The organism is Vibrio sp. AH4 (genome assembly GCF_030710545.1).
In the GTDB taxonomy this organism is placed as follows: domain Bacteria; phylum Pseudomonadota; class Gammaproteobacteria; order Enterobacterales; family Vibrionaceae; genus Vibrio; species Vibrio metoecus.
The window spans coordinates 2579986-2601775 of record NZ_JALAIV010000001.1; the positions used below are offsets into that span (position 1 = coordinate 2579986).

At 47.0% G+C, this 21790-nt stretch carries 22 protein-coding genes and 1 riboswitch; of the genes, 14 read left to right on the forward strand and 8 right to left on the reverse strand.

Translation table 11 applies throughout. The features are described 5' to 3' along the window. Nucleotides 1-270: 270 nt before the first annotated feature. Nucleotides 271-440, forward strand: a riboswitch (M-box (ykoK) riboswitch). Nucleotides 441-542: 102 nt separating this feature from the next. Continuing rightward, the gene (mgtE, locus tag MKA69_RS11840; RefSeq protein ID WP_305848108.1) at nt 543-1895 is read left to right on the forward strand and encodes a magnesium transporter; all 1353 of its coding nucleotides are present in this window, start codon (nt 543-545) and stop codon (nt 1893-1895) included. 74 nt (nt 1896-1969) lie between these two features. Here the strand turns inward: mgtE and MKA69_RS11845 are convergent, their stop codons facing one another. Beyond that, nucleotides 1970-2833 (reverse strand): DMT family transporter, encoded by an 864-nt coding sequence (locus tag MKA69_RS11845; RefSeq protein ID WP_095456907.1) that lies wholly within the window; start codon nt 2831-2833, stop codon nt 1970-1972. 336 nt (nt 2834-3169) lie between these two features. Here MKA69_RS11845 and MKA69_RS11850 point away from each other — a divergent pair, with 336 nt between their 5' ends. From MKA69_RS11850 to MKA69_RS11870, 5 genes are all read left to right on the forward strand, one after another. Continuing rightward, nucleotides 3170-4423, forward strand: a complete 1254-nt coding sequence (locus tag MKA69_RS11850) for an aromatic amino acid transport family protein (RefSeq protein ID WP_055029749.1) — start codon at nt 3170-3172, stop codon at nt 4421-4423. A gap of 179 nt (nt 4424-4602) precedes the next feature. Beyond that, on the forward strand, nt 4603-5550 hold the full coding sequence (locus tag MKA69_RS11855; protein ID WP_305848109.1) for an HlyD family secretion protein: 948 nt from the start codon (nt 4603-4605) through the stop codon (nt 5548-5550). Nucleotides 5551-5559: 9 nt separating this feature from the next. Further along, nucleotides 5560-6486 (forward strand): ABC transporter ATP-binding protein, encoded by a 927-nt coding sequence (locus MKA69_RS11860; RefSeq protein WP_001286640.1) that lies wholly within the window; start codon nt 5560-5562, stop codon nt 6484-6486. Continuing rightward, complete coding sequence (locus MKA69_RS11865) at nt 6483-7580, forward strand: ABC transporter permease (protein WP_305848110.1); 1098 nt, start codon at nt 6483-6485, stop codon at nt 7578-7580. Before MKA69_RS11860 ends, MKA69_RS11865 begins: the two co-directional genes overlap by 4 nt. Before the next feature lie 164 nt (nt 7581-7744). Continuing rightward, nucleotides 7745-7960: a hypothetical protein gene (locus MKA69_RS11870; protein ID WP_000828209.1), complete on the forward strand. Its 216-nt coding sequence runs from the start codon at nt 7745-7747 to the stop codon at nt 7958-7960. A gap of 5 nt (nt 7961-7965) precedes the next feature. Here MKA69_RS11870 and MKA69_RS11875 read toward each other — a convergent pair whose 3' ends face one another. Beyond that, nucleotides 7966-8232, reverse strand: coding sequence for a DUF1289 domain-containing protein (locus MKA69_RS11875; RefSeq protein ID WP_000436145.1), 267 nt, complete (start codon nt 8230-8232; stop codon nt 7966-7968). A gap of 146 nt (nt 8233-8378) precedes the next feature. On the opposite strand from MKA69_RS11875, the gene MKA69_RS11880 reads away from it, so the two are divergent. The 5 genes from MKA69_RS11880 to MKA69_RS11900 all read left to right on the forward strand — a co-directional run bounded on the left by MKA69_RS11880 (nt 8379) and on the right by MKA69_RS11900 (nt 13104). Beyond that, nucleotides 8379-8822, forward strand: a complete 444-nt coding sequence (locus MKA69_RS11880; RefSeq protein WP_000778139.1) for an META domain-containing protein — start codon at nt 8379-8381, stop codon at nt 8820-8822. 179 nt (nt 8823-9001) lie between these two features. Continuing rightward, nucleotides 9002-10150 carry an ABC transporter substrate-binding protein gene (locus MKA69_RS11885; RefSeq protein WP_305848111.1) on the forward strand — a complete coding sequence of 383 codons (1149 nt, stop codon included), beginning with the start codon at nt 9002-9004 and terminating at the stop codon, nt 10148-10150. 12 nt (nt 10151-10162) lie between these two features. Further along, nucleotides 10163-11863, forward strand: coding sequence for an ABC transporter permease (locus MKA69_RS11890; RefSeq protein ID WP_055029746.1), 1701 nt, complete (start codon nt 10163-10165; stop codon nt 11861-11863). Beyond that, complete coding sequence (locus MKA69_RS11895; protein WP_305848112.1) at nt 11829-12476, forward strand: ATP-binding cassette domain-containing protein; 648 nt, start codon at nt 11829-11831, stop codon at nt 12474-12476. Before MKA69_RS11890 ends, MKA69_RS11895 begins: the two co-directional genes overlap by 35 nt. After that, nucleotides 12469-13104: a CDP-alcohol phosphatidyltransferase family protein gene (locus MKA69_RS11900; RefSeq protein WP_305848113.1), complete on the forward strand. Its 636-nt coding sequence runs from the start codon at nt 12469-12471 to the stop codon at nt 13102-13104. Before MKA69_RS11895 ends, MKA69_RS11900 begins: the two co-directional genes overlap by 8 nt. A 61-nt stretch (nt 13105-13165) precedes the next feature. Here MKA69_RS11900 and MKA69_RS11905 read toward each other — a convergent pair whose 3' ends face one another. Together MKA69_RS11905 and MKA69_RS11910 are read right to left on the reverse strand one after the other, a co-directional pair. Then, the gene (locus tag MKA69_RS11905; RefSeq protein WP_305848114.1) at nt 13166-13873 is read right to left on the reverse strand and encodes a TIGR01621 family pseudouridine synthase; all 708 of its coding nucleotides are present in this window, start codon (nt 13871-13873) and stop codon (nt 13166-13168) included. 107 nt (nt 13874-13980) lie between these two features. Beyond that, the gene (locus tag MKA69_RS11910) at nt 13981-15315 is read right to left on the reverse strand and encodes a sodium-dependent transporter (protein WP_162231938.1); all 1335 of its coding nucleotides are present in this window, start codon (nt 15313-15315) and stop codon (nt 13981-13983) included. 333 nt (nt 15316-15648) lie between these two features. Between MKA69_RS11910 and cls the strand changes: the two genes are divergently transcribed. Together cls and MKA69_RS11920 are read left to right on the forward strand one after the other, a co-directional pair. Next, a complete protein-coding gene (gene cls, locus MKA69_RS11915) occupies nt 15649-17103 on the forward strand; it encodes a cardiolipin synthase (RefSeq protein ID WP_055029743.1) in 1455 nt (484 codons plus the stop codon). A gap of 80 nt (nt 17104-17183) precedes the next feature. Next, nucleotides 17184-18374 carry a cystathionine beta-lyase gene (locus tag MKA69_RS11920; protein WP_305848115.1) on the forward strand — a complete coding sequence of 397 codons (1191 nt, stop codon included), beginning with the start codon at nt 17184-17186 and terminating at the stop codon, nt 18372-18374. A gap of 38 nt (nt 18375-18412) precedes the next feature. On the opposite strand, the gene MKA69_RS11925 is transcribed toward MKA69_RS11920, so the two are convergent. From MKA69_RS11925 to pspA, 4 genes are all read right to left on the reverse strand, one after another. Then, complete coding sequence (locus tag MKA69_RS11925; RefSeq protein WP_055031465.1) at nt 18413-18994, reverse strand: DNA-3-methyladenine glycosylase I; 582 nt, start codon at nt 18992-18994, stop codon at nt 18413-18415. Nucleotides 18995-19194: 200 nt separating this feature from the next. Then, nucleotides 19195-19584 (reverse strand): envelope stress response membrane protein PspC, encoded by a 390-nt coding sequence (pspC, locus tag MKA69_RS11930; RefSeq protein WP_055029741.1) that lies wholly within the window; start codon nt 19582-19584, stop codon nt 19195-19197. Beyond that, the gene (pspB, locus tag MKA69_RS11935; protein ID WP_000093880.1) at nt 19577-19810 is read right to left on the reverse strand and encodes an envelope stress response membrane protein PspB; all 234 of its coding nucleotides are present in this window, start codon (nt 19808-19810) and stop codon (nt 19577-19579) included. The genes pspC and pspB overlap by 8 nt, the downstream gene beginning before the upstream one ends. A gap of 13 nt (nt 19811-19823) precedes the next feature. Continuing rightward, a complete protein-coding gene (gene pspA, locus MKA69_RS11940; protein WP_055064888.1) occupies nt 19824-20492 on the reverse strand; it encodes a phage shock protein PspA in 669 nt (222 codons plus the stop codon). A 213-nt stretch (nt 20493-20705) separates the two neighbouring features. Here pspA and pspF point away from each other — a divergent pair, with 213 nt between their 5' ends. Next, nucleotides 20706-21722, forward strand: coding sequence for a phage shock protein operon transcriptional activator (gene pspF / locus MKA69_RS11945; protein WP_305848116.1), 1017 nt, complete (start codon nt 20706-20708; stop codon nt 21720-21722). Nucleotides 21723-21790 lie beyond the last annotated feature (68 nt).

Consider the following 21790-nt stretch of genomic DNA (forward strand, 5'->3'; position numbering starts at 1 on the left):
CTCTACGAACTTATTTAATGAAAGAAAATTCCTACACAACCAATATTAAAAATGAATAAAGAAACAATAAACCAATCAATTAATCATGCAAGATTATTATTGCTGACCAAATTTTTACCTAATTATTACAATACAACCCTTTTTCTGGCTTGATGCACCCATCCTGCACTTCTATAATCCTCGCCGCTCAAGTGATTGAGTATTTTCTTTTTTCAATAGTGATGGTGTGGATACTCTCCGACCTATTGAAAGGAAACCTACTGTGTAATTACAGCATCTCGTTAGGCGAGGCTCCTGTACAAACATAGGCCACTGATCTCACGACATCCAGAGATGCCCAAGATCAGGACAGTTTTCATCGGATTAAGGTGTTAACCCAAGTGGCTTTCGCGTGAGCGAATACGTTGTGCAGTGCTGAAGCTGGGACTCGGGGATGAAGCCTTTTTCATACCATTTCCTTTTCGCTCGTCCAATTATTGCTGTTTTCTTGCATCAAAGTTTAAACAATTCAGGTCTGTCCTGAGTCACATGAGGTATGTGTGATGAATGTAATGAAAACAAACCACTCTGTTGTTGCAGCAGCACAACTGAAACAACTCAATGAATTTGCTCGTAAACTTGCCCATTCTTCACGCGGTGATAAATGGGTTGAAAAGTTAGTGAAACTCACCGAACCAGAAATTCATTTTGTCTTACAACAGCTCACTGGCGAGCAACTGGCTGAACTTATCGCCCAGTTGCCTACTCAACGAGCAAGCCAATTGCTGTGTGCTATGGATAACAACACCTTGAACTTGGGCTTGGATTACGCCAACCCTCGCTATGTTGAAAAAGCGCTGCGCGGCTTATCTGAAGAAAGCCGACTCAGTGTTTTAGAGCAAATGACGGCGGATCATGCATTGCGCTATCGTGAGCGTCTACGTTGGGGAGAAGAGAGCGTTGCAGCTCATATGCACTCACAGCGTTTACCGCTTCTCGAATCACATACCGTAGTCGAAGCCAAAGAGGTGCTGTACGAATCTTGGGGTGATCCGCAAGCTCGCCATCGTTTGTATGTCACCAACCAACATGGCTTGTTGCTCGGTGCTATCAATCCTAAGACACTACTGATGGCACACTCGGATCAAGCACTCACTGAACTAATCGAACCACAATGCCTGACACTCGATGCCGATCTCGACCAAGAACAGGCGGCGCGTTTGCTGTTGGAGCATAACCTCTCTGTATTGCCGGTCGTGCATCAGCAGCAGTTAGTCGGTTTTTTCCATCTGGAAGAAGCGGTCAGTATCTTGGAAAGAGAAACCACGGAAGATGCTGAAATGCAAGGTGGATCAATGCCACTTGACGCAAGCTACTTGCAGACGTCACCTTGGCAACTGTGGAAAAAGCGCATTGTGTGGCTGCTCGTACTGTTTGTGGCTGAGGCTTATACGGGTACCGTATTACGCTCTTTTGAGGAGCAATTGGAAGCGGCGATCGCCCTCGCCTTTTTTATTCCACTGCTGATAGGCACAGGGGGTAACAGTGGCACTCAAATCACCACCACCATAGTGCGAGCCATGGCCGTAGGTGAAGTCAGTTTACGCAATATCGGCACCGTCTTACGTAAGGAACTCTCTACCAGTACACTGGTTGCACTGGCTATGGCTATCGCTGCGTGGATCCGCGCTTGGACATTGGGCGTGGGTCCTGAAATTGGTCTGGTTGTCATGCTGACGATTCTGGCGATAGTGCTGTGGAGTGCGTTGGTGTCGTCAGTCATCCCGATGGTGCTACGCCGTTTGAATGTTGACCCTGCCGTGGTCTCTGCTCCGTTTATTGCCACCTTAGTCGATGGAACAGGGCTTATCATCTATTTTGAAATCGCTAAGCTGATTTTGCCTGAATTAGCCTAACCAGCAGACCCTGCTAAAAATAACCGCCAGCATCAGGCTGGCGGTTATGCACTCATCTCTTTAGCAACGCTGGGCTAACGTAAGCGCAGCACACTTACTCGATACAAGAGCAACGACGCCAATAGAAATCCACAACCAACCATTTTATTCAATGGCATCGTCTCATCGTAAATCACCACACTCAGCACCAAGGTCCAGATCGGTTCAAGCAACATGAGTAACGCGGCATTGGTCGGGTTAGCTCCTTTTTGCCCCATCGTTTGCATTAAATAACGCAAACTGGTCGCGAGTAATACACTCAGCGCGAACCACTTCCACGTGACAGGGCTAATGCTGCTTGGCCAACTTTCGGTCAACCACGATAATAAAACGCCCAAACACCCAGCAGTGAATAATTGCAGCGTGGTCAGTAACATGGGTGGAAGTTGGCTAGAAAAGCGACTATTGAAGTTAAAATGCATAGCCAAACAACAAGAGGCGGCTAAAAACCACAACTGATTTGCCGCAAAGTGCCATGTTCCATTCCATGCCAGTAAAAACAATCCAACGACCGCAACGGGTAAGGATCGCCAAAAAGCACGCATTGGTCGCTGACCAAAAATCGGCCAAGCGAATAACGGCACAAACAGCATAGAAAGGCTCATGATAAATGCTCCCTCCCCTAAGGTATCGCTGATTGAAATAGCGTGGATCCAACAAAAAAGTGACGCGGCGAGTAAAACCCCCACCCCCATCGATTGCAAACACGCTTGACGCGATGCTTTTTTCAGCGCGCCTAAGCAAAAAGGAAGTAAACAAAGTGACGCAGCAATAAAACGCAGGCCAATAAAGCCAAAAGGAGGAAGTTCTTGAATCGCTTGCTTCGAGAAAACCCATCCCCCAGCAGCCAACAGGGTTGTCAATACAAGCAGCAGCTCAGCAGGAAAACGTGTACGCATTAATTATGTTGTTCATTCGGATAGTTATGACGGCGATTGTGCGCGAAATTCGTGCCGCATGCCAGTCTCTATTCTTATTTGCGCATCCTCTTACCTATGTTTGAACAAAAACCAAGCAAACAATCAAAGTTACTGAAAAAAATAAAATTTAAGAATTAAATTTCAATAATTACTAACAAATAAAGAATTAAACGCCAAGTTTTTCAAAATTTCATAGTTTGCAAGGTAAGCACAAGTGGACAATAGCAGTGAATATGACCAGCCTCTCAAAATGATCATAACCACTAATAGGAGTAGGATTCGCCGCATTATTATTTTTAGATAAGTGAGATTTCAGTGAAAGACTCTCAGGAAGTTACCCAATTTAGTGCTGCCCGTTCAACGAATTGGACCCAACATGATACCTATTGGCTACTGAGCTTATTCGGTACTGCTGTGGGTGCCGGTATTTTATTTTTACCGATTAACATTGGTCTGGGTGGTTTTTGGCCACTGGTTCTTATGGCGGTACTGGCATTCCCAATGACCTATCTTTCGCATCGCGGACTTGCGCGGTTTGTGCTTTCCTCTCGCCGTCAGAATGCAGATTTTACCGATGTCGTCGAAGAGCATTTTGGCCAAAATGCTGGCCGTTTAATCTCCCTACTCTACTTTCTCTCTATTTTTCCTATTTTGCTCATCTATGGTGTTGGTTTAACCAATACTGTCGACAGCTTTTTAGTCAATCAAGCCGATCTCGTATCGCCACCGCGTGCGCTGCTTTCTGGTGTTTTAGTGTTTGCACTTATCGCGATCATGCTCAGTGGCGAAAAAATTATGCTCCGCGCATTTGCTGTGATGGTTTATCCGTTAGCGGCCATTCTCGCTCTACTTTCGCTTTACTTGATCCCTTACTGGTCTATGCCTTCGTTTGATTTCCCGCAAACCAGCGATTTCTTACACACCGTGTGGCTTGCCGTTCCGGTGGTGGTCTTCTCATTCAGCCATGCGGCCGCCATTTCAAGTTTTGCTAATATCCAGCGTCGTCATTATGGTCAGCAGGCGGATCAAAAATCTGAGCAGATTTTACGCCGCACCAGCGTGGTATTAATTCTGTTTGTATTGCTGTTTGTTTTCTCTTGTGTGTTGGCCCTTTCACCACAAGCTCTGCAAGAGGCGAAAGCCCAAAATGTTTCCGTGCTGACGTATTTAGCGAATGTGACCGATAATCCCTTTATCGCCACCTTAGGCCCATTGGTGGCTTTCATTGCGATTACCTCTTCTTTCTTAGGCCACTTCCTCGGTGCGCGAGAAAGCCTAACGGGATTATTGACCAAGAACCTCGGTGTCACCATGCGCTTTGCCGAGCGTATCACCATCGTTTTTCTGTTTGTCACCATTTGGATTGCTGCGATCATCAATCCAAGTATTTTGGGCATGATGGAAGCACTTTCTGGCCCCGTCATCGCGATGATTCTGTTTATCATGCCGATGATTGCCGTATTCAAAGTGCCAGCGTTGCACGCACATCAACACCGGTTCAGCACGTTCTTTGTTCTGATCGTGGGTTTGCTTGCCGTTTCGGCTCTGATTTACAGCCTACTGCGCTGATCCTCCTCCCTTGTTGGCTCCCTAATGGGAGCCAAATTCCACATTGCCGTCTTTATGATGAATAAATCCGGTACTGCCAGTCACAGAGTTCGTTGATAATCAGTGCAAGATTTCATCTTCACAACATACACTTAACTCAAGGTGTAAATCGGTTGTCGAGCAAAATGGCGGTGGAAAACATGACCCAATCCTTTTCAATTGCAGCACTTTTCGTCTTATTACTGAGCGCATGTACGCCAGAAGTTCCCCCTCAAGCACTCGGCACTTTAGAGCGTGACCGCATTACATTCAGCGCCACCAGCAATGAAATCATTCGTGAGCTTCCAAAAGATGAAGGCGCTTTCGTGAAAGTGGGTGACGTTTTGGTCAAACTCGATACCCGAACTCAATCAGCCCTACTCAACCAAGCCATGGCACAACAAGCCAAAGCGCAGGCTTCGCTCAGTAAGCTGACCAATGGCGAGCGACCAGAAGATCTTGCGGTCGCGCAAGCGCGAGTCGCTAAAGCAGATGCCCTCTACCAAGAAGCCGATCTCACCCTACGCCGTAAAACAGACCTTGTTGAAAAACGCCTGATCAGTCAATCCGAGGTGGATACCGCGCGATCGGCACGCGATTCCGCCCGCGCTGAGCTAGCCTCAGCCCGTGAAGAGTTCAGCAAGCTGACCGCAGGAGCACGCATCGAAGACATCGAACAAGCACGTGCGGAACTGGCCGCAGCTCAAGCTAACGTGGCTTTACAGCAGCAAAAACTGGATGAACTTACCATCATCGCTACCCGTGACGGCATCTTGGATAGCGTGCCCTATCACTTAGGTGAGCGTGTCACCGCCAATACGATCGTGGCCATTGTACAAGCCAATCGCACACCTTATGCGCGGGTTTATGTCCCTGAAACCCATCGGGCAAGTTTTACCTTAGGTCAAATCGTGCAAGTTCATGTTGACGGTATTGAGACGACCTATCAAGGCAAGGTTCGGTGGATTGCCAGTGAGCCGTCGTTTACCCCTTACTATGCATTAACAGAAAAAGAGCGCTCACGCTTGATGTATTTGGCCGAAGTGGATCTCCCTGAGAGTGCGATGTCACTGCCATCGGGTTTGCCCGCCCAAGTCGATTTGCCGTAAGGAGCCACAATGAGCGATTACGCCATCCATGCCGAAAATGTCGTCAAACAATTTGGGCACTTTACCGCTATAGAAAACATTAACTTAAAAGTGGAACGCGGCAGCATCTATGGCTTTCTAGGGCCGAATGGTTGCGGTAAATCGACCACAATTCGTGTGCTCACGGGGTTGTTACAACCCACGGCAGGACAGGTCAACGTACTTGGGCTCTCAATTCCCAAGCAATCCGAACTGCTGCGTTTGAAAATTGGTTATATGACGCAGAAATTCTCTCTGTATGACGATCTCACCGTTCAAGAAAACTTGCAGTTTATCGGCCAAATTTTTGGCATGAATCGACGCACCTTAAAACAGCGGACCCAAGAGCAACTGAAAACCTACGGCCTGGATGAACGTCGTAAACAGCGAGTCTCAGGCATGAGTGGTGGGCAAAAACAGCGCTTAGGATTAGCCGCAGCCACTATGCACAATCCAGAGTTACTGTTTCTCGATGAGCCTACTTCTGCCGTCGATCCCGAAAACCGGAGAGAATTTTGGGAACAGTTGTTTGATCTCTCTTCACAAGGCACCACGATACTGGTCACAACTCATTACATGGATGAAGCAGAACGCTGCCACCGCTTGGCCATTATGGAGGCAGGCGAGATCCGCGCCGATGATGAACCGGAAAAGCTCATGCAACAAATGGGCGTGAATATTGTTGAGATCAAAGCCCCTGCTCTGCGTCATTTAAAAGAGCAGTTGCTTACCTTGCCGCAAGTTCGCTCGGCGGCACAATTGGGAGTGCGCTTACGCGTATTGATTTATCGACAAGTCGATGACCCCATTCTTTGGCTGCGCCGCACGTTCCCGCATTTAGCACAAGCAGAACTGACTTTGGCACGGCCAAGTTTGGAAGATGTGTTCGTCACCGTGACGGGTAAGGGGCGACAATGAACAGCCTATTTCGGATCAAAGCAGTTCTGGTCAAAGAGTTTCGTCAATTGTCACGAGATCGAATTACCTTCGGCATGGTTGTGATGATCCCCCTCATCCAACTGTTGTTGTTTGGGTTTGCCATCAATACTGATGTACGTAATATTCCTATCGGTGTTGTCGATCAAAGCCATTCTACATTCAGCAGGCTTTTAGTGGAGTCAGTGAAAGTCACCCAAGTTGTCAGCGTCAAGCAGCATTACTTCACCGTGCCAGAAGCGGAACAATCCATCGAAAGTGGCGTCATTCGCGCCGCGCTGATTTTGCCTAAAGATTTGGTGACACGCAGTCAGCAGCAGCGTGAACTTGGGCAATGGCTGATTGATGGTTCTGACACCATGATTGCCGGCGCGCTGAGTGGCCTAAAAAATATGCCTCTCACCGACTTTACGGTGCTGAAAACACCACCGGCCTCTCGCACTTTTGAAATCACATTGCTTTACAACCCTAGCCGACGTTCAGCCGTCAATATTGTTCCCGGCCTGCTTGGGGTCATTTTGACCATGACGATGATCCTATTTACCAGTGCCGCGATTGTGCGTGAACGCGAGCGCGGAAATTTGGAGCTACTAATTACCACGCCCGTACACTCGATTGAGCTGATGATTGGTAAGATCGTGCCTTATATTTTTGTTGGACTCATCCAAGTGGTGATTATTCTTGGCTTGGGGCATTTTATCTTTGCGGTTCCAATCAATGGCTCACTCAGCCAGATTTTATTTGGCACATTGCTGTTTATTTCCGCCAGCTTGACCTTAGGTTTAGTCATATCAACCATTGCCAACACTCAACTACAAGCCATGCAGATGACGGTGTTCATCCTACTGCCTTCTATTCTGCTCTCCGGGTTCATGTTCCCGTATGAAGGCATGCCTATTGCGGCACAGTGGATATCTGAAGTACTGCCCGCCACACACTTTATGCGGGTGATCCGAGGAATTGTGTTACGTGGTGCAGACTTAGTGGATTTGTGGCGCGATACCCTCTGGTTAGCGCTGTTTACCATTTTGGGATTACTGATTGCCGCCATGCGCTTTAAAAAATCGCTTGATTAGCCCCTAATTGGGGCAAATCGAGGCCTAGCACTGAATACTATGAATGAGATAGCGAAATAAACGGCGAGGATAGCATTAGAAAATGTACGGCAAATGAACGTTGACGATAGTGTGACTGAGTTCTAACTTTTTAACTCAGTCGCTCGAAAATCGGAGGTTTGCCAATGAAACGTAACAGTAAGAGTTTTCGCCTGAAAATGATTAAAGAGGTCGCCACACGTAGACAACGAGTGGAAAGTTGCAGCGACCCAATGGCTCGGTATATTTACGAAATGATGACCCAAGTAACAGATCCTAATGCCAACGAACCTCGCAAGTTTGCTGGTAACCATTTTGATGATCAAGTGGGAGGTTGGGTCAGTGACTTATGGTCTGAATGATCCACTCAAAACAGAGTGGGCTGAGCGTCAGTCGTTAGCGGTTCACTTTCGCTCAGGCTCTCTGTTTGCTTCTGACCACGCGCCTCCGCCTGTTTACGGCGATAACGCTGTCGACAAAGTTTAATCACATGCAATTGCTGAGCTGGGGTCATACTCAACCAACCAAAACGCTCTTCCCGCTTGCGTAGGCAACCTTTGCAATAGCCTTTCTCATCGACACTACATACCCCAACGCAAGGGCTGACAATATTGAAAAACTCAAGTTGCTCCATGAGTAACTCACATCCTTATTGACTAACTTCTGGCTCGCCTCTAAAGCGACTAGGTTCAAAGTTTCATATAAACCATGACCTTATGCTGACAAAAACAGTGTTTTATTCACTATACTGTGCGGGTTTCCACATTCGGAGTGAATATTATGAAGCTTAGTTCAAAATCGTTACTTGCTGCAATTACCCTACCTGTATTGATGACAGCTTGTGCAAGCAATGGTGATAACGTGCAAATTACTGCTCAAGATCTTCAACACCACAATTGGCAACTGACCCAAATTGATGGCAAAGATGTGGCGAAAGATGAACACAATGAAGCACCTCGTTTAGAAATCGGTGAGAAAATGATGGCCAGCGGCAATGCCGGCTGTAACAACTTCTTTGGTAAAGCAGAACTTAAAGATAACCAATTCCGCATCGAAAAAATGGGGATGACCATGAAGATGTGTCTAGGTGATGTGATGGATACGGAACAAGCCGTGTCACAAACACTGACCGACTGGAGCAACATCACCCTAACCAAAGAAACATTGACCCTGAAAAACGATGTTCACACTCTAACGTTCACTCTACGTGACTGGGTAAACTAACCCTCATTTCAGAGCGATTGAGCGTTTAACGGCAGCGGATTAAGCTGCCGTTTTTGTATCTTCATTTCCCTACAGACAACAAGGAAACCGAGCATTTTGGTTTTTTTCCTTCATAATGAAAGACAAGCATCATTTTGTCGGTCTAAGAACACGATACCGTCGAATAATAAGGACAATTCATGAAAAAACTGCTGACCTTCTTCTCTGCGTGCGCCCTTTCACTTACCGTTTCTGCGCAGTCATGGGAAGACATCACTGAAAAAGCTCGTGGGCAAACCGTTTACTTTCACGCATGGGGCGGTAGCCAAGAAATTAATAGCTATTTGCGCTGGTCTGCCGATCTACTTAAGTCGCGTTATGGCATTACTCTGCAACATGTCAAAGTGACCGACATTTCTGAAACAACCACTCGTTTAATTGCCGAAAAAGCGGCAGGTAAAAACGAACAAGGCAGTGTTGATCTGGTGTGGATTAACGGTGAAAACTTCAAATCCATGAAAAACAATGGGTTACTATATGGCCCGTTTGTTGAGATGTTACCTAGCTGGTCAATGGTCGATCAATCCCTGCCCGTAGGCAGTGACTTTTCTGAACCCACCGAAGGGCTAGAAGCACCGTGGGGGGTGGGGCAATTGGTGTTTATCCATGACAAGCAACTACTGAATAATCCTCCGGCATCATTTGCAGAATTACTGAGCTATGCGCAAGCCTTTCCAAATCGCATTAGTTACCCACAACCACCTGAGTTTCATGGCACCAGCTTCTTAAAAGCCGCGTTAATTGAGCTTACTCAGTACGCCCCTGAATTGAATCATCCTGTCGATCCCGCCACTTTCCAGCAAATCACTCAACCGCTCTGGCAATATTTGGATGAGTTGCATGCCGTCGCTTGGCGTAAAGGCAAACAGTTTCCTTCAGGTTCCGCGCAAATGATGCAACTGCTGGATGATGGGCAATTAGATCTCGCGATCACTTTCAACCCTAATGCGGTTTTTTCAGCGCAAGCGACCGGGAAATTAGCCCCAACCGCACAAACTTATGCGATGAAAAATGGCGCATTGACCAACATTCACTTTTTAGCGATTCCTTGGAATGCCAATGCCAAAGAAGGCGCTTTAGTGGCTATCAATTTCTTGCTCAGTGGGGAAGCTCAGTCACGTAAAGGTGACTTAGCGATTTGGGGAGATCCTTCGGTACTTAAACCGCAATATCTCAATGGCAGTGCGAAAAACACTATGCTGTTCCCAGCCATTGCAGAACCTCACCCAAGCTGGCAAAGCGCACTAGAAACCGAATGGCAAAAACGTTACGGCAACAGTTTGAAGTAACGGTATTGCCCCATGCTCAGGTACGTTTATTGGAGCTTGATCTGTCTTTGTATCGCGCCAATCCTACCCGGATTGGCGGGGGTTGTGATCTCCTCTTTAGGCTGCCTGAGCGCGCTTGAACACTCGGCTTTTTCGTTACAAGGTTTTAGCCAAGTATGGCAGTGGCAAGGCGTTGAATACGCCTTACTGCTATCGTTCAGCTCTGCCCTATTGAGCACTTATTTAGCCCTTTTCATCAGCTTCGCCATTTTACAGCGCTTCTGGTCGCATCCTCGATGGCAACGTATCGAAAACAGCCTCTCGCTACTGCTTGCCCTGCCCCATGTCGCCTTTGCGATTGGGTTTGCATTTTTGTTTTCGTCGACAGGTTGGTTTGCTCGCCTGCTGCATGAGCTATTTCAATATCGAGATCACAGCCAAGAGATCACTGGCTTGGTACATGACCCTTATGCTCTCGGCCTTACGTTGGCCTTGGCCATTAAAGAAGTCCCTTTTATTTTGCTGATCAGCTTACCGATTTTGCAGCAGCTTAATTTAGCCAAAATCCAAACGCTGAGCGCTTCACTAGGTTATTCACCGCAACAGATGTGGTGGAAAGTCGTCTTTCCACAATGGTTACGCAAAATTCGTTTTACCTTATTTGCAGTCGCCGCTTACGCAATTTCTGTGGTTGATTTCAGTTTAGTCTTGGGGCCGACCACGCCGCCCACTTTCTCAGTATTAGTATGGCAGTGGTTTAATGAACCCGATTTGAGTTTACTGCCAAGAGCAGCATCTGGTGCAGTACTCCTCTTGCTACTCGCCACGGTTATGTTGCTCATCATCTGGATGATCGAATGGTTACTGACTCGCGGTTTTCGTGGTTGGCAATTCTCCGGCCGCTATGCGCCCCCGCTACCACAAAAAACCTTACTTACCCTTTTGCTGCTCACTTCAGCGATGATAATTCCTCTCACAGCAACGTGGAGCGTGGCACAACGTTGGCGTTTCCCAGATCTCTTTCCGACTCAATGGACTCTGCAGTTTTGGCAAGACGAATGGCCAAATGTATTGCTGAACATAGAAACCAGTGTGCAACTTGCTCTGTGCTCCGGCACCCTCGCATTGCTGATTGCTGTATTCGCCCAAGAGTATCGTTTACAGAGTCAACGGGTTATCCCAGTCTATTTGATAGCGCTACCGATGTTGTTGCCACAACTCTCACTGCTGTTTGGGCTTCAAGTCTTGTCATTGGTGATTGCCTCAAATGCGTATGCTCTATGGGTGGTTTGGGCGCACACCTTTTTTGCTTTTCCCTTGGTCTACCTTGCGCTCAGCGGCCCATGGCAAAGTTACAATCCCGATTATTCAAAAATGGCTCGCAGCTTAGGTAAAAATGAATGGCAGATCTTCTGGAAAATAAAACTGCCATTGCTATTTCCAGCCTTGCTTTATGCGTGGGCAGTGGGGATCAGCGTTAGTCTTGCTCAATATCTTCCCACCTTAATGTTGGGTGGTGGGCGTTTAACAACCATCACCACCGAAGCGGTTGCACTTTCCAGTGGTTATGATCGCCGAGTGGCGGCGATTTACGCAATCTGCCAAGCCGTATTGCCTTTTGTGTTCTTTTCTCTTGCCCTTTTGCTCGGACGCGTGCAAATTCACCGCCATCGAGCAGTCCAATTTAAAGTGGTATTTCATGATTTTTTCTCTCGAAAACCTCGCCATCCATAGACAAGACGGTAGCTGCCTATTGGCAGACTTTAACCTGACTATTGCAGAAGGTGAGATTGTTAGTTTAATGGGGCCTAGCGGCTGCGGAAAATCAACGCTACTCAGTGTGATTGCAGGGCATCTCGCGACGGATTTTACCTTTCAAGGCACCCTTAAACTCGGTGATGTTCAACTCAACTCATTGCCAGCCCACCAGCGCCAAGTCGGTATTTTGTTCCAAGATGACTTACTCTTCCCACATCTGAATGTGTGGGAGAATCTCGCGTTTGCACTCCCCAATACCGTGAAAGGAGAACAGCGCAAAAAAATCGCGCTAGCGGCACTCAAGAAAATAGCGCTCACCGATCTCGCTAGCTCCTTTCCAGAACAGATTTCAGGTGGACAACGAGCGCGGATTAGCTTGATGCGCATGTTGCTTGCTGAGCCCAAATTAGTCCTGCTAGATGAACCGTTCAGTAAACTGGATAAAACGTTGCGCAGCCAATTTCGTGACTGGGTATTTAGCCAACTTACCAGTGCAGGAATTCCGACCTTAATGGTGACTCATGATGATGATGATGTACCGGTAAGCAGCCGTGTCATTGAATGGCCAACCGAGGTGAAGCATGCTTGATCGTTACGCTATCAAAGCGATTCGCTGGCCAGTTACTCAAATAGCCAGCGTGTTGGATAAAGCCAACATCACGGCCAACCAGGTGACACTGCTGGGTTTCGCCGTTGGCGTTCTCGCGCTACCGGCTCTTGCAATGGAACAATATGGGCTCGCGCTGATTCTGATTGCCGTAAACCGCATTTGTGATGGGCTCGATGGCGCACTGGCACGCCGCCAAGGTTTGACTGATGCTGGTGGATTTCTCGACATCAGCCTCGATTTTTTGTTTTACTCTTTAGTACCGTTTGGTTTTGTTCTTGCCAATCCCGACCACAACGCGATTGCAGGAGCCTTCTTAATTTTTGCCTTTATCGGCACAGGCAGTAGCTTTCTCGCCTTCGCGGTAATGGCCAGTAAACGTAGCATCGCTAACCCAGTTTATCAGCACAAGTCTTTGTATTACATGAGTGGACTCACCGAAGGGACCGAGACTATCGTGTGTTTTGCACTGATGTGCCTTTTCCCTAACGCTTTCTCAACCATCGCTTGGGTGTTTGGCGCAGCCTGTTGGTTTACCACCATAACTCGTATTTATTATGGCTTCCAAACATTGCAGCTTGCAGAAAAGAGCGAAGCTGCACAGCCGTAATCTTCTACCCTCATCGCCTAAACCGTAGACAATGAGGGTGAATTTCCACGCTAAAACGAGCTTACTCTTTCGCGCTCACCTTCAAGACTGGCCAAGGCAAATCCCATGGAGATAGCCAACTTTCAATGCCTTGACCCACCGCATCTTCCTGCCATTTTTTACCTAAGTGTGAAAACTGGCGCGGATCACACAACCATTGGTAGACCTCACCTTGATAGGCAAAACGCAACGCAAAAGCGTGTAAATAACCGCGATCGGCCTCATCCGCAGTATTGTAAATAGGATCCCCGACAATTGCCGATCCTATAGACTTAAGTGCCACGCGAATTTGGTGGGTTTTTCCTGTGTGGGGTTTACATAAAAACAGTCGCTCACCCGGTGCCGCTGTGGTGGAAAAAAACTGAGTTACAGCTGGATTATGTTGTGAATTCAGAAGTTTCCATGATGAGCGACGTGAGCGCTCCATATCACCACTCACCAAACCCTGCTTCTTTTTCGGTTTTTTACTCCCAATCGCTAAATAGAATTTTTCAACCGAACGTTTGGCAAAACCTTGTGATAACTCGCTCGCGGCTGCGGCATTCCTCGCCAGCAATAAAATCCCCGAAGTCATCTTATCTAAACGATGTACCAAATAGAGTTGGTGGTCACCGCTTTGCGCTGCCACTTCTTGAAGTAGCATCGTATCCCCATCATCTTTATGGACTGACACATCAGGATGTTTGTTGATAAGCAGAAAATCAGGATGGGTAAACAGAATATCAAACATAAATACGCCTCACTTTGCGACGTGATTATACTTAAAACCCTTTCAGCCTAAAGAAAAAGCGGCTCGAAAGCCGCTTTACTGTAGAACTTGTCTCTCTGAAGTTTCGATTAGGCAAAAAATACCATCAACATCAGAACTGGGCAGACCAGACGCACATACCAAGGCCAAATCTTCCAGAACAGACTGTTTTCAACATCCGGGCAACCTTGTTTTAGCTCAGACAGGATCTGGTTACGATTCCAAATCCAACCAGCAATCAACGTAATCAGCAGTGCAATAATCGGTTGTGAATAAACGGTTGTGAACTCAATAACCAATCCGAATAGACTTGAGAAGTTCAGAACAATCACACCTGAAATCACCGTGACTAAACCACCAATCCACAATACCGCAGTAGAACGTTTTTGCTGTAATTCTTCAACAGCACAAGCTACCGGTACTTCTAACATGGAGATGGAAGAGGTTAACGCTGCAATGATCATTAACAAGAAGAAGATGATGCCAATCACCGCACCAATCGCGCCCATGGTGTCAAACATCGCTGGCAGAACCGTGAACACTAAAGTATCAGAGTTGAGTAACTCGCCGGAGGTGGAGAAAATTTCTACCCCGTTGTGTTTCGCCACAAACATAGCAGGCAAAACCATCAATCCCGCAATAAACGCAACACCCGTATCAATCAATGCCACTTGAGCGGCGGTTTTTGGCAAGTTGGCTTCTTTATTAAGATACGAGCCATAGGTGGTCATCACACACACACCTAAAGAGAGTGAGAAGAAGGCTTGCCCCATCGCACTGACCACGACCTGTGGCGTGAAATGGCTGAGATCTGGAACCAAATACATTTTGAGCCCGTCCATCGCACCTTCTTGGGTGAAGATATACACCGTCAATAGGCCAAACAGAACGAACAACAGCGGCATCAGTCGGGTGGACCATTTTTCGATGCCGTCTGCAACGCCGTTGCGCACGACAAACATGGTTAAAGCCATGAAGGCCATCATCAAAACAAGATTTCTCTCGGTACTAAAAGAGGTTAACCAATGACTTGCACTCTCTCCACCCACCAGTGTTAGACCGCTACCAAACAGTGACCCTACTAACCATCCAGCGACAATCGCATAGAAGCTGAGGATGAGTGAAACCACCACCATCCCAACCAAGCCCAGTAGAATCGCACCCACTTTACCTTTAGGCCAAACGGCACGAAATGATCGAATCGGGTTTGATTGACCATAACGGCCAATAGTTAGCTCTGCCACCAACATAGGGTAAGCCAATAAAAACACCATACACAGGTAGACCAAAAGGAAAACGGCACCACCATTACTCGCGGCCTGAGTGGGAAATCCCCACACATTGCCAAGACCTACCGCAGAACCTGCCGCGGCCATAATAAAACCAAATCGAGAGGAAAATTGACCTCTAGAGCTACTCGCCATATTTGCTACCAATGAATTGTGTTTGCTTAGTTATTTGCAGGTGTAAAATAATAATTACACCCGATAAAGTCATCACTAACTTTAGAAGTATGGCAAGTAAATCAGTTCGAGAATAAAATTGGAAGTCCGAACAGTCTATTTTGCTATCAGCAATTTAATTTTGCGGTGTGTTTGTTTATTTTTCACTCGAAAGCTGACGCGTTGCACTTATTTTTACAAATTAATAACAAGATCATCCTGCCAAACTCTTCGATTAATTTGGCCACTTCGCTTTCTTCTCTTATGCTTTCGCTTTACTATCCCAAATGAATTTCAGTTTCTTCTTGGATAAGAATGGACAAGCTCTATCACTTTCTCACCCTGCTTAGTATTGGTATCTACTGGTTATTAGTAGCAGGTGTGACTATTCGTGTGGTTCTTAAACGGCGTGCGGTCAGTGTATCGTTGGCTTGGCTGATGGTGATCTACATCATTCCATTTGTTGGCGTACTTTGTTATTTCCTATTTGGCGAGCTCAATCTTGGCCGCAAAAGGGCGGAACGTGCTAAAGAGATGTTTACCCCTTTTGGTCATTGGTTTCGTTCTTTAAATGATTGCCAAGCCCATGTGCAAGAAGGCATGGGTGCTCATATTTCTCGTATTGATGAGTTATGTAATAACCGGATGGGCATCCCTGCCCTCAGTGGCAATACTCTATCGCTTCTGAACTCCCCTAATGAAATTTTACATGCGGTGATTGAGGATATTGAACGCGCTCAATTTCAAGTTCGCATGGTTTTTTATATTTGGCATCCCGGAGGTTTAGCCGATGGCGTTGCTTCGGCTTTGATTCAAGCCGCCAAACGTGGCGTGGATGTCAAACTTCTCCTTGATTCCGCAGGAAGCCCGCGATTTTTCCGCAGCCCTTGGGTACAAATGATGCGTGATGCTGGGATTGAAGTGGTTCAAGCCTTGGAAGTGAGTCCATGGCGTATTTTCCTGCGCAGACTGGATTTGCGCCAACATCGCAAAATCATCGTGATTGATGATGAAATCGCCTATACCGGTTCAATGAACATGGTTGACCCAGCGTACTTCAAGCAAAACGCGGGGGTGGGGCAATGGATCGATATCATGGTACGTGTCACTGGCCCTACGGTGAACGTACTTTCTGCCATTCACTGTTGGGATTGGGAATTTGAAACGGGATTACGCCTATTCCCTCAAAGTCCAGAGTGCAGCCTTGAGCCTAATCAACCTCAGCATCCCATCCAAGTGGTGCCGTCAGGTCCTGGGATGCCAGAGAATTTGATCTCGCAAGTGCTCACCTTAGCCATCAACCAGGCTAACCGTTCTGTTTGTATTACAACGCCTTATTTTGTTCCTAGCGCAGATTTACTCGCAACGTTGAAAATGACCGCTCAACGAGGGATCCATGTCGATATTATCATTCCGAAAAAGAATGATTCACTGATGGTGCAATGGGCTTCACGGGCTTTTTACGGCGAGTTACTTGAAGCTGGAGTAAACATTCATGAATTCGATGGCGGCTTGCTGCACACCAAATCCGTGGTGATTGACCAACAATTTTGTTTAGTCGGAACCGTAAATCTGGATATGCGCAGCCTGTGGCTTAATTTTGAGCTTACACTCGCCGTAGATGATCTAGAATTTACCCAGCAAATGCATTGGCTACAACAGCAATACATTCTGCAATCTCATCCTGTGATTGAAGCGGAATGGGTACAGCGGCCATGGCATAACCGGTTCTTAGAGCGAATCTTCTATCTATTTAATCCTCTTCTGTAGTTTTCTCACTGCGCAGGGTTGCAATCCTGCGCGGCTCCGTGTTTTAAATAAACTTTTATAAAGTCAGACAAGGACAGCCGATGTCAGAAGGTAATAAAACCCGCCTAGTCACTGCGGGGCGCAGTAAAAAATGGACTCTCGGAGTGGTCAATCCCCCCGTACAACGTGCATCAACCGTCGTTTTCGATAGTGTTGCGCAAAAAAATCAGGCGGCCGTAAATCGCGCAAACAAAACTCTGTTTTACGGACGTCGTGGCACGACCACCCATTTTGCTTTTCAAGACGCTATGGTTGAAGTTGAAGGCGGAGCAGGATGCGTACTCTACCCTTGCGGTGCAGCAGCGATCACCAATGCTATTCTCTCTTTTGTAGCGCAAGGCGACCATATTTTGATGGTTGATACCTGTTACGAACCTACAAGAGACTTTTGTGAAAAGGTGCTCAAAAAGCTTGGCGTTTCAACCACCTATTACGACCCTATGGTCGGTGATGGCATTCGTGAACTGATCCAACCCAATACCAAGGTGCTGTTTACTGAATCCCCTGGCTCACTCACCATGGAAGTGCAGGATATCCCAACACTTTCTCGTATCGCTCATGAGCATGACGTTATCGTAATGCTCGATAATACGTGGGCCGCGGGTGTGCTGTTCTCTCCATTTGAACACGGCGTAGATATTTCAATTCAAGCCGCCACTAAATACATTGTGGGTCACTCAGATGTCATGCTTGGCACTGCTGTCGCCAACGAAAAATGTTGGGAACAGTTACGAGAACACAGTTACTTGATGGGTCAGTATGCCTCACCTGATGATGTGTATATGGCAATGCGTGGCCTACGCACACTCGATGTGCGTCTACGTCAGCATGAGCAAAATAGTTTACGCATTGCTCAGTGGTTACAAACACGCCCAGAAGTGGATCATGTGCGCCACCCTGCGTTAGAAACCTGCCCCGGACATGCATTTTTCCAACGTGATTTCCAAGGTGGTAATGGGCTCTTCTCGTTTGTTCTAAAAAGCACACATCCAGCGGCAACCACCGCCCTACTCGATGGGATGAGCCATTTCCGAATGGGATTTTCTTGGGGTGGTTTTGAAAGCTTGATATTAGCGCATGAACCGAAAGCCTTTAACACTCTACGTTCCGTCGCCAACCCTCGCTTTGCAGGCACATTAATCCGAGTTCATATTGGGTTAGAAGACGTAGAAGACTTGATTGCCGATCTGGAAGCGGGTTTTGCGCGCTACAATCAGGTAGCCAATGCATAAACCCTCCTCTATTTTCTAATCTGTAGGGGCTTTAGCCCCTACTGTTTGACAGCATGGGGAGAATTTGCACATCCCACTATATGGTCATTCACTAATCCACAAGCCTGCATAAAGGCATAGCAGATCGTTTCACCCACAAACTTAAATCCTCGTTTTTTAAGAAATTTACTCATGGCCTTAGACTCTTCCGTTGAAGCGGGAACCTCACTCATATTTTGCCAGTGATTAATTTTGGGTTTCCCGTCCACAAACTGCCATAGCGCGGCATCCAGTGAGCCGAATTCTTTTTGCAAAGCCAATGCGGCGCGTGCATTAGAAAATACTGAAGCAATTTTACCGCGATGCTTCACCACATCGTAATGAGCAATGATCACATCAACATGACTTTCATCGTATTGCGCTAAACGCTGCAAATCATAGCCCACAAAAGCTTGGCGATACCCTTCACGTTTTTTCAATACCGTGAGCCAGCTTAGTCCCGCTTGTGCCCCTTCTAAGGTAAGAAACTCAAATAACCGAGTATCGTCGTGTACGGGAATGCCCCACTCATTGTCATGATATTCACGTTCTAACGGATGATTCATCGCCCATGCGCAAACCGGTTGTTCAATATCAGTCATAAAGCCTCTCAAAATCAGATGATCATGCCCATTTATACAACGATTGGTCATACCGAGAGAAGCAGGTAACTGGGATAATCTCGCGCAGTCACTCAATTGCGACGAGTCGTCTTCATTTTCCCGTTTCTCATCGCAAACAAAATCTCAACAAACAGAATTGCGCCCACAAAAAAAGCGGCAACCCTGCCACTCAAAAATGTTTAAAGGTTTTGGAATTCACGATTCACTTTAAATGCTTCGGAAGTGACATACGCTTCCATGGTACGTACTTTTCCGTCAACAGAATCCAGATCTTGCTCTAGGGTGCGCATTAATCCACGCGCATCTTGCCCTTGTACCCAAGCCTTATTTTTGAGGGTGTGTTCCTGCTTTTCTCGCAAGCTCTCTTGGTAGTCTACAGGCTGCTTTTCTAGCATCAAAGCCATCGCCACATACGCCACCAACACAAGAAAAGTTCCCCCCAATAAAGCTGCCGTGATCACCAGAATACGCACCAACCACGTTTCAAGGCCAAAATAGTTAGCAAGCCCCGCACATACTCCTGCTAACTTGCCATTGATAGGATCGCGGTACAGCTCTCTTTTATTCATAATGACGCCTCCAATTCGGCGCTTCGGCATCGAGAATCCGCTCAAGGTTTTCCACTCGTCCACGCAAGCGCTCAGCTTTTTCAGATAGAGAATGCAGTTGGCGCATTTCTTCGTCAGAAAGCCCAGATTCGGCTCGACGCTTACTTCGATAATGAAGGAGTAGCCAGAGCGGTGCGACAAAGATACAAAAAACAATCAACGGCACGGCAATAAAGAATGAGGACATAATCGACTCCCAATTATTGGTCTGATTTCATCTGAGCTTTTAGCTTGCTCAGCTCTTTTTCAATGTCATCTTGAGCTTGTAACTCGGCAAACTCTTGCTCCAAAGAGCGAGTTTGTCCAGCTTGAGCATACAAATCCGCTTCCGCTTCTAACTCATCCACTTTACGTGAAAACTGTTCAAATTTCGCCATTGCTTCTTCTGTACGCCCCGCATGCAAGTGGCGCTGCACATCACGGCGATGACCTGCGGCTTGGCTACGTATCGCGAGCGCTTGTTGCTTCGCACGAGTTTCGGTGATTTTGCTTTCCAGCTTACCAATCTCCCCCGTCAGCTTATCAATGGTTTCCTCAACCAGCGTCTGCTCGGTATGTAAGCCTTTCAATACCTGTTGTAACTTCTGCTTTTCAATCAGCGCCGCACGTGCCAAATCTTCCCTTTGTTTGGTGAGCGCCAGTGTCGCTTTGTTTTGCCAATCTTCTAGCTGCGCTTCCAGTGACTCGACTTTACGTGCCAACTCTTTTTTGTCGGCCATCGCTTTCGCAGAGTTGGTACGCACTTCAACCAGTGTATCTTCCATCTCTTGGATGATCAGACGGATCATTTTTTCTGGATCTTCTGCCTTATCCAGTAGAGCACTAATGTTGGAATTTACGATATCTGCAAAACGAGAAAAAATACCCATGACGATTCTCCTGTCAGTGTGCGAGGCAACCACGCCTCACGATGGCAGCGACAGCCCCATGCTGCGCGTTGGATACCAAGAACAATCCAAATAACATGCCAATAAAAAATATCTTTATTTTCAAAGCATTATAAATAAACTCATTTTATGACTGAGCATGCTATGATGAGATTCACCAATAGTTGGTCAATTTCACCACTTTGAGGAATCGCGATGCAACAGAGCTTACTTGGCGAATCACCCGCGTTTTTAGCCGTATTGGATAAAGTTTCGCGCTTAGCTCCAATTGAGCGTCCTGTGCTTGTAATCGGTGAGCGAGGAACCGGTAAAGAACTTATCGCACAGCGTCTGCACTACTTATCAAAGCGCTGGGAACATCCACTGATTTCACTCAATTGTTCAACCCTCAGTGAAGGATTGATCGATTCAGAACTCTTTGGCCACGAATCCGGCGCTTTCACGGGAGCAAAAGGTCGTCACCAAGGCCGGTTTGAACGCGCAGAGAATGGCACGCTTTTCTTGGATGAGTTAGCCACGGCTCCACTTGCGGTACAAGAAAAACTGCTGCGAGTGATTGAATACGGTCAGTACGAGCGCGTGGGAGGCCATCAAGTGCTGAATGCGAATGTACGTTTGGTCTGCGCAACCAATGCTGACTTGCCTAAAATGGCCGAGCACGGTCAGTTTCGCGCAGACCTGCTCGATAGATTGGCATTTGATGTGATTCACTTGCCACCTTTACGTCACCGACCCGACGATATTTTGCTACTTGCTGAACATTTTGCCATTCGGATGTGTCGCGAACTCCAACTCCCCCTGTTTGTTGGGTTTAGCCACGATGCACGCAAGCAACTACAACACTATCCTTGGCCAGGTAATGTTCGTGAGCTAAAAAACGTCGTTGAGCGTGCGGTATATCAACATGGTCTAAACCGCCACCCCATTGTAACTCTGATTTTTAATCCATTCCATTCGGGTGACGTTGTCACACAAGAGACCTCGAATAATATTGAGCCACTCACAACGGCACCCCGTTTTCAATTACCGATTGACTATAAGACATGGCAACAAGAGTTAGACATTGAATTACTGCAAGCGGCACTGACGCAAGCCAAGTTTAACCAAAAGCAAGCCGCGCACTTGTTAGGCCTGAGCTATCATCAATTTCGGGGGATGATCAGAAAATACCCCCAGATGAGTAACGAAAACACCCCACTCTCGGATGAGTGATGTACTGTAAATACGCCATTTCATTTGGTTTTGCCGAGAAAACAATGGTAAATTAACGGGATTTTGAG